This is a genomic window from Aquidulcibacter paucihalophilus (assembly GCF_002105465.1).
In the GTDB taxonomy this organism is placed as follows: Bacteria; Pseudomonadota; Alphaproteobacteria; order Caulobacterales; family Aquidulcibacteraceae; genus Aquidulcibacter; species Aquidulcibacter paucihalophilus.
This window is the reverse complement of sequence record NZ_NCSQ01000029.1, coordinates 1-6,240: the sequence shown is the minus strand read 5'-3', so window position 1 is coordinate 6,240 and position 6,240 is coordinate 1. Positions and strand designations below refer to the sequence as shown.

Sequence of the window (6,240 nt, the reverse complement as noted above, 5' to 3'; positions counted from 1 at the left end):
AACCCCCGGAGGTCTTTTCCTCGCGGGGATCAAGGTGTTGGGGGTGGCCTTTACCCGGTCCCTTCAAGCTTTGAGTGGGGTTTAAATACATGACCACATGGGCGGTGGATGAGTGTGACGGGGGATTTATAGCGCTGGGGCAGCCACGCATCCGCCCAAGCTTGAATGCTGACCAAAATGCCATAGAGGGCCAAGCCCTTCTCGCTCAACTGATAGCCGCGCACTTCATCCTGGCGGAATATCCCCAGCGCAACGAGGCGTTCCAAGCGATCAACCAGCGTGTTGGCAGCAATCCCCAAACTGTCCAAATAGTCAGAGAAACGGGTGAGCGCGAAGAACGCAATCAAGACGATCTCAATACTCCATTTATCGCCAAATATGTCGAGCGATTGGCGCAAGCCAAAGGTGTTGAACTGGCGGTCCGCACTGGTGACAATCGAACGTCGCCTTTCGCTGGTCTTTTTGGGTGCCGCCTGCAGTTGGGCTCGGCTGACCTTGAGGGCAATGTCTCGGGCCGTGGTCGCCTGTCCACAGACTCCACAAGTCAGAGTTATGGTCAGCGCCATACCAGAGGCGGTCTCCAGCAAGGGGCTGGGCTCATGCCTAGTGCCCCATGTGCGATCCCAATCGGCCATATGCTGCAAGACAGGCAGGAGGGCGCGGCCTTGATTGGTCAAGACAAACTCATCTCGCGGGGGGCGCACACAATAAGGCACGCGCATCATGACGCCTAGGTCGCACAGGGTTTTAAGCCGGGAAGCAACCAGACGATTGGCCATGCCAGTCCGCTCCAAAAAGCCGCCAAACCGTGTTTCGCCGGCAAAAGCCGCAGCAATCAGGATGAAAGACCAGCGGTCGCAAAGGGCATCGGCAGCCTGCCGCACCGCAATCAGAACCGCTTGGATTGCCCGACTGTCAGAAGGTGAGATCGTCTCTCGTGTCATTGCAAACCCGTGCCGGAAAACCAAAGCGACATCAAGATCGAACGCACATGGCCCTCATTTTTTACTTGCTTAGTGAGAGTGAGTCTGGATAGTGGAAGCGATTAACTTGGCCCATATGACCCTAATGCGCCGATTTCTGATGGCTTTTGGTGGTGTCTGTGTGGGCAAAACAAGTTCGGCACGGAGTGTTCGTTAGAGGAGGCGATGTTTTGGCCAAGCTGGATATTCTCAAAGGTCGCCCGGAACCTTCGGTGCAACAGGTGTTTGCCGGCGATGTGATCGCCCCGCCTGCTGTGATGCTGGAAGAAAGTCCTCCGCAAGATCAGAGTACGGAGGATGTTTCGATTGAGCGCTATTTCTCAAAGCAATGGCATGATCGCGAGATTGAGAAAGTTTGGCGGAAAACATGGCAACTGGCCTGTCGGGTGGAAGAGATTCCCAATGTTGGCGACCACTTGGTCTATGAGATCGTCCATGACAGCCTGATCATCGTTCGCACCGCCGCCAATGAAATCCGCGCCTATATCAATGCCTGTCTTCATCGTGGCACACTGCTGCGCACGACAGGCGGCTGCGTGCAACAATTCCGCTGCCCCTTCCATGGCTTCACCTGGGACTTGCAAGGCAAGCTGACCCATATCCCGCAGGACTGGGATTTTGAGCATGTCGACCGCTCGAAAATGAATTTACCAGAGGCCAAGGTCGGCGTGTGGGGCGGCTTTGTCTTTGTAAATTTCGACCCCAATTGCGAGTCTTTAGACTCTTATCTCGAAATTCTGCCGGATCACTTCAAAGCCTTTAAGCTGGAAGATCGTTATAAGGCGACCCATGTGGCCAAAGTCCTGCCGTGCAATTGGAAGCTGGGCATGGAGGCCTTTATCGAAAGCTATCATGTGCCCTTCGCCCATCCTCAAGTGACTGCTTATTATGGCGATAGCAATACGCAATATGATATCTGGCCGGGTGTGCGCCATGTTAGCCGCATGCTGGCAGTCCAAGGTGTGCCAAGCCCCGATGCGCAGAATGTGTCGCCTCAAAAGACGGTCGATCATATTCGTCGCGATGTGCCCTTTTATGGCGGCAAGCCAATTGACCTAGAAGAGGGTGAGCCTGCCCGCGCCAAATTGGCAGAACGGGCTCGCGAAAAGATTGGGCGCGCCTCTGGCCGAGACATGTCTAAGCTTTCAGATTCAGAAGCCTTGGATTTGATTGAATATTTGCTCTTTCCTAATATGGTGCCTTGGGGTGGGCAGGCCTTACCAATCTGCTATCGTTTTAGGCCGTATGGCGATGATCCAGAGCGTTGCATCATGGAGATCATGTTGCTGTTCTCAAAGGCTGAAGATGGCTCTCACCCGCCGCCTGCGCAAATCCAATGGTTACGGGAAGATCAAAAATGGGCTGATGCTGAAGGCTTAGGCTCTGCCGCCATGGTTGCTGATCAGGATACGAACAATCTGATGCGCATTCAAAAAAGCCTTCGCACCACCCGCAAGCCCGGCATTACTTTGGCCCGCTATCAGGAAAGCCGCATCCGTCACTTCCACAACACATTGGATGCCTATATGGCGAAATGATGGGCTTTTGACTTGGGCTGTGTTGGGGCAAGTCCCAGCCCAAATCATGCCACTTTGACATATACCCACGCCGTGCCGCCCGACGCAAGATTGGCCTCAACCCTTTGATAATCTGACACTTCATAGCGGTCGGCGGCAGCAAGCTCTTCAGCCGTGATCCAAAAGACAGTGCCCGAAACGCTGTCGGCAGGGTCCGTACTAGGTGTCACAATGGGATGAAAGCGTTCGCCGCTGATCTTCAAAACGTCTGGGTCGGTGATTTCCAAAAAGGTCTGTTTGAAGCCGACCAGCGCATCAGCCGTCCCTTCCAGCCTGCGGCCAAAAGTGTCCAACTGCACCGCCTCCAGCTGCAAGGTACCATAAGAAAACAGGCGGATTATGCGGGTGTTTGGAGCCGCCTTCTGGGTCATGTGAGCTTCCTTTGCCCTCTAGGTGGACAGGTCCTTCGCTTTTTGGGGTACATTAGGCGCTTTTGTCGCTTTTGTCGCATTGCGCTTCCGCGAGTTTGGGCGTCTGATGGGTGATCGGGCTTTCAAAGGCTCGCATAAAAGCAAGCCTCATTCAGCTCAAGCTGTACAGGGGCTGGACCTTGGGAGGTGCAATGGCAACGCCCGTTGCAGAACATGTTTCGCGCGTCGAAGCAGCGATCACCAATGGCTTGGCTGCAAGGTCACCCATTGCGGCGTCTTGGGCGCGCTCGGCCCAGCTGCACCATCTCGACCCCTCATCTAACCCCAATGAAGGCCGGATCACGGCCCACGAACTGGCTCTGGCAAGGGAACGTTTGGGGCCGTTATTGCCTATGGCCGCGCCGCATTTGGACCGCCTGTTTCAAATGGTCGGTGGCCTTGGGGCCTGTATCGTTTTGGCCGATGCACAGGGCGTGGCAGTCGACCGGCGCGGCGCGCCCAGCAATGATCGCGCGTTTGAGGAATCAGGCCTCTGGACCGGCACGGTCTGGTCAGAAGCCGATGTGGGCACCAATGGCATAGGCACGTGTTTGGCCGAAGGGCGTGCCGTCACCATTCATCGCGATCAGCATTTCTTAGCCCGTAATATTGATTTGAGTTGCTCGTCTGCCCCTGTCCATGGGCCCGACGGGGCCTTGGCGGCGGTGATTGACGTTTCCACCGCGCGGGCAGATCTCGGCGATGCGGTGGCCGGCCTGATCGGCAATACGGTGGCTGAAGTGGCCCGCAAGGTTGAGACTGACCTATTCCACCAGCATTTTCCACGCGCCCGGGTTGTGGTGGTGCCCGGTCTGGATCGGGGGCAAGGCGCGCTCTTGGCGGTGGATGTCGATGATCTGGTGATCGGGGCGACTCGGGCGGCACGTCAGCATTTGGGCCTCAGCGGGGATTTGGCGGCAGCCCCTAAACTTCTGGCCGATCTCTTGGGCCTTGAAGGCCATGATAGCTTGGAACGGGCGGAGCAAGCGGTTTTGACCCGTGCGCTTGTGCGCTCCTCTGGTAATGTCTCGGCGGCCGCCCGCGCCCTTGGATTGAGCCGCGCAACCCTGCATCGCAAATTAGATCGCTCGTAAGATCATTTTCTTCCAAAAACCTGTCGCAGATTTGCGACAGGTAGCGGCCACAAGCTCGCGCGCATGGGATGTGGGGTGTGATCGACCAGCCTAAACTGCCTCCACAGTCGCAACGGCGCGACTGATCATCGTGAGGAGGAAAATCATGAACCAAATGACCAAGATCGAACTGATCACCGGTTCGCCATTCAAGCTGCGCTATGACAATTTTATCGGTGGCAAGTTCGTGCCACCTGTGAATGGCCGCTATTTCGACAATGTTACCCCCATCACGGGCCAGCGTATTTGCGAGATCGCCCGGTCTGACGCCGCCGACATCGCGCTGGCTCTCGATGCCGCCCATGCGGCCAAAGAAGCTTGGGGCAAGACCTCTGCGGCCCATCGTGCCACTATTCTCCTAAAAATCGCCGACCGGATCGAAGCGAATCTCGAGCGGATCGCTACCGCTGAAACCTGGGATAATGGCAAGCCCATTCGGGAAACTCTGAATGCCGACATTCCTCTATCCGTCGATCATTTCCGCTATTTTGCGGGCGTCTTGCGCGCGCAAGAAGGGACGATGTCAGAGATTGATCATGACACGGTCGCCTATCACTTCCATGAACCTCTAGGCGTGGTGGGTCAGATCATTCCGTGGAACTTTTCCATCTTAATGGCGGCTTGGAAACTCGCCCCCGCTTTGGCTGCGGGCAATTGCGTCGTGCTCAAGCCAGCTGAGCAAACCCCTGCGGCGATTATGGTGCTGATGGAATTGATCGCAGATCTGTTGCCCGATGGGGTGCTCAATATTGTTAATGGCTATGGGGCAGAGGCCGGCGATGCGCTTGTCCGCTCGGGGCGGATCGCCAAGATCGCCTTCACCGGTTCCACGGCTACAGGCCGTAAGGTGGCCGAAGGTGCTGTCGCCAGCCTGATCCCCTTCACCTTGGAACTAGGCGGCAAATCGCCCAATATCTTCTTCTCCGACATCATGGCTGCAGATGATGCCTTCTTGGACAAGGCCGTTGAAGGCTTTGTGCTCTTTGCCTTTAATCAGGGCGAGGTTTGCACCTGCCCATCGCGGGCATTGATCCAAGAAGATATTTATGACCGCTTTATGGAACGCTGCATCGCGCGGGTAAAAGCCATTAAGCAAGGCGACCCACGCGACATCCATACGATGGTCGGGGCCCAAGCCAGCCAGCAGCAACATGCCAAAATCATGTCCTATTTCACCATTGGTCGCGAAGAAGGGGCCGAAGTCTTGGTCGGCGGCGACACCGCTCGGTTTGAGGGTGACTTGGCTGATGGCTTTTATATCCAACCGACCATTCTGAAGGGCCATAATAAGATGCGGGTCTTCCAAGAGGAAATCTTTGGCCCGGTTGTCAGTGTCACCACTTTCAAGGATGAGGCGGAAGCTTTGGCGATTGCAAATGACACCATGTATGGTCTTGGTGCCGGGGTGTGGACCCGCGATGGCACGCGTGCCTACCGCTTTGGGCGCAATATCGAGGCTGGGCGGGTCTGGGTGAACAATTACCACGCCTATCCTGCCCATGCAGCCTTTGGCGGCTATAAGCAATCGGGCATCGGGCGGGAAACCCACAAAATGATGCTTGATCATTATCAACAGACCAAGAATATGTTGGTCAGTTATAACCCCAACAAATTGGGTTTCTTTTGATCGTGGTCTTTGAAGGATCAAACCGAAAGGCGCGGGCGCAATCCCGCGCCTTTTGGAGTCACCACCATTGCCGCGAGCCAACCTCCAGCCCTTCCTCCGCAAGATCGCTCATAGCTTCTGCTTCGCCTTGTCAGGATGACATGTTGGGGCGGGGCGACATTGTTTTGGATTTCTTTTCATCTAGAAGCGCTTTGGTGATCCCNGTTTGGCCTTTGGGGCATGCACAGCCTGCACCAAAGCCTTCCAGATAAAGACCTTTTTCACGGTGTCATCCCGGACGGCGAAGCCGATCCGGGATCTCGTGTCGCACGTGCGTAACCGGGTCCCCGCTATGCGCTTCGCTCCGGCGGGGATGACGGTGGTTTTGGTTAGGTTCTTATCTAGACGCGCTTTGGTGATCCCCTTGGTCCACCAAATCGCTTTGAATATCGTTTACGGGCGATTGGTCGCGTCAAGTCCAGATTTCCTCCGGAAATCTGCCGCCCTAGGTCCACCTCCTTTTTTGAAAGG

Annotated in this window: 5 protein-coding genes; 3 read left to right on the top strand and 2 right to left on the bottom strand. The window is 55.8% G+C overall.

Annotated elements, in window-relative coordinates:
* Nucleotides 1–50: 50 nt before the first annotated feature.
* A complete protein-coding gene (locus B7364_RS02520; RefSeq protein WP_085338376.1) occupies nt 51–944 on the bottom strand; it encodes a winged helix-turn-helix transcriptional regulator in 894 nt (297 codons plus the stop codon).
* Nucleotides 945–1,153: 209 nt separating this feature from the next.
* Here B7364_RS02520 and B7364_RS02515 point away from each other — a divergent pair, with 209 nt between their 5' ends.
* On the top strand, nt 1,154–2,521 hold the full coding sequence (locus B7364_RS02515; RefSeq protein ID WP_157893441.1) for an aromatic ring-hydroxylating oxygenase subunit alpha: 1,368 nt from the start codon (nt 1,154–1,156) through the stop codon (nt 2,519–2,521).
* 44 nt (nt 2,522–2,565) lie between these two features.
* Here B7364_RS02515 and B7364_RS02510 read toward each other — a convergent pair whose 3' ends face one another.
* A complete protein-coding gene (locus B7364_RS02510; RefSeq protein WP_085338374.1) occupies nt 2,566–2,931 on the bottom strand; it encodes a gamma-glutamylcyclotransferase family protein in 366 nt (121 codons plus the stop codon).
* A gap of 191 nt (nt 2,932–3,122) precedes the next feature.
* On the opposite strand from B7364_RS02510, the gene B7364_RS02505 reads away from it, so the two are divergent.
* A complete protein-coding gene (locus B7364_RS02505; RefSeq protein WP_085338373.1) occupies nt 3,123–4,064 on the top strand; it encodes a helix-turn-helix domain-containing protein in 942 nt (313 codons plus the stop codon).
* Nucleotides 4,065–4,218: 154 nt separating this feature from the next.
* Nucleotides 4,219–5,730: an acetaldehyde dehydrogenase ExaC gene (gene exaC / locus B7364_RS02500; protein WP_198534007.1), complete on the top strand. Its 1,512-nt coding sequence runs from the start codon at nt 4,219–4,221 to the stop codon at nt 5,728–5,730.
* Nucleotides 5,731–6,240: the final 510 nt, after the last annotated feature.

Coding starts and splice junctions, on each gene's coding strand:
- B7364_RS02520 (WP_085338376.1), bottom strand. CDS start 944: ATGACACGAGAGACGATCTCACCTTCTGACAGTCGGGCAATCCAAGCG.
- B7364_RS02510 (WP_085338374.1), bottom strand. CDS start 2,931: ATGACCCAGAAGGCGGCTCCAAACACCCGCATAATCCGCCTGTTTTCT.
- B7364_RS02505 (WP_085338373.1), top strand. CDS start 3,123: ATGGCAACGCCCGTTGCAGAACATGTTTCGCGCGTCGAAGCAGCGATC.
- exaC (WP_198534007.1), top strand. CDS start 4,219: ATGACCAAGATCGAACTGATCACCGGTTCGCCATTCAAGCTGCGCTAT.